At 48.2% G+C, this 1,276-nt stretch carries 1 protein-coding gene; it reads right to left on the reverse strand.

Annotation, left to right across the window (positions count from 1 at the left end):
- A partial coding sequence (locus tag O970_RS09660; RefSeq protein ID WP_133459485.1) for a type VI secretion system Vgr family protein occupies positions 1-1,276 on the reverse strand: 1,276 nt, incomplete at both ends.

Below are 1,276 nucleotides of genomic sequence, written 5' to 3' on the forward strand. Positions count from 1 at the left end.
TAAGGCTATCCCCTCTTGTGCATAGGCAAGCAGACCACTTTGGGTTAGTTGGCTGAGCGCGGTGTTTAGTTGTTGTTGGCTGTCGATATCAGCGCTATGTGCTTGGGACTGGGTCGCTGCATTTTGTAGCGCTTTGGCAATCGATAAGGCGTTTTCAAGCTGCGTAATCGCGGCTTGCATATCTAGCTGTTTGCCTTGTGCCTTGGGTTCGGTTTCGGTGGTAAGGTATAGCCCTTTATTGGCTGCAATTGCTCCCCATTCGTCAGTTCTCAGTTCAAACCCTTCTCCACGCCCCTCTTTATTTTGGTTGACAAGGTGCCCCATGTTTAATTGGGTTTTACCATATTCGGTTGCCAGCTTTATATGCTCTTGCCCCCGTTTGTCATCCATACGCAATTTATTGTTAGCCGCACTGCGAATCACATTGCGGTGTTTATTGGCTGTCGTGACAAGGTCAGGGTGGCTGCTGTCGTGCATCGCGTGGGCAATATAGGGTCTGTCTGGGTTACCGCCCATAAAGGCAATCGCAACGTCGGCGCCATCAATCAGTGGAAAGTGAAAACCATAACGGTCACCCGCATACGGTCTAGCCAGCCTTATCCATAGGCTTTCGTTGCCTTTTTTCCACGCTTTTAAGTCAAAATTGAATTTTACACGGTATCGCCCTTGGGTGTCGATATAACCATAAGTGTCGTTATCTGGACTGGTTACCCTTGCAGGTAAGGTGCCGCTAATTTGCGGCCAAGCAATAGGGGCTGGGCGATACGGTTTTAAACTATTAAAGGGAATGGCGGTAAAGCTGAGCTGGTAAGCATTAGTGCGGTTGCCCTTACCGGTGACACTTAAAATAACAAGGCCGTCATCAATATGGGTCAGAGGATGACCATTAAGGTAAATCCGTTGCCCTGGTGCTAGGTTATACTGATTAGTTTTACCTTTGATGAGAGTTTGCTGGCTGATAGCGTGCTCATGGCGGATTCGTGCATACCAGTTACCGCTTTCAATTGTGTTATCATCACTGTCTGAGGTCGCTTCTTGGTTATCTAGGTTATGGTTTACTCGATTACTGTCTAAGCCTTTATAATGCGCGCCATAAAGGTAATGGGTGCCGTGGGTAGTGGTGTCTTTGGGCTGGGTATTGACTTGTCCTAGTAAACTCGCTTTGGCATCACGGTAGTTGTAATCTTGCACTTTGAACGCCGATTCCACCGTTTGGCTGTGCACGCTGATATCCCAAATACTTGGCTTGCCCCCATCTAGAGTGCCGCTGGGTAAT

This window comes from Candidatus Schmidhempelia bombi str. Bimp (genome assembly GCF_000471645.3).
Classification (GTDB): domain Bacteria; phylum Pseudomonadota; class Gammaproteobacteria; order Enterobacterales; family Orbaceae; genus Utexia; species Utexia bombi.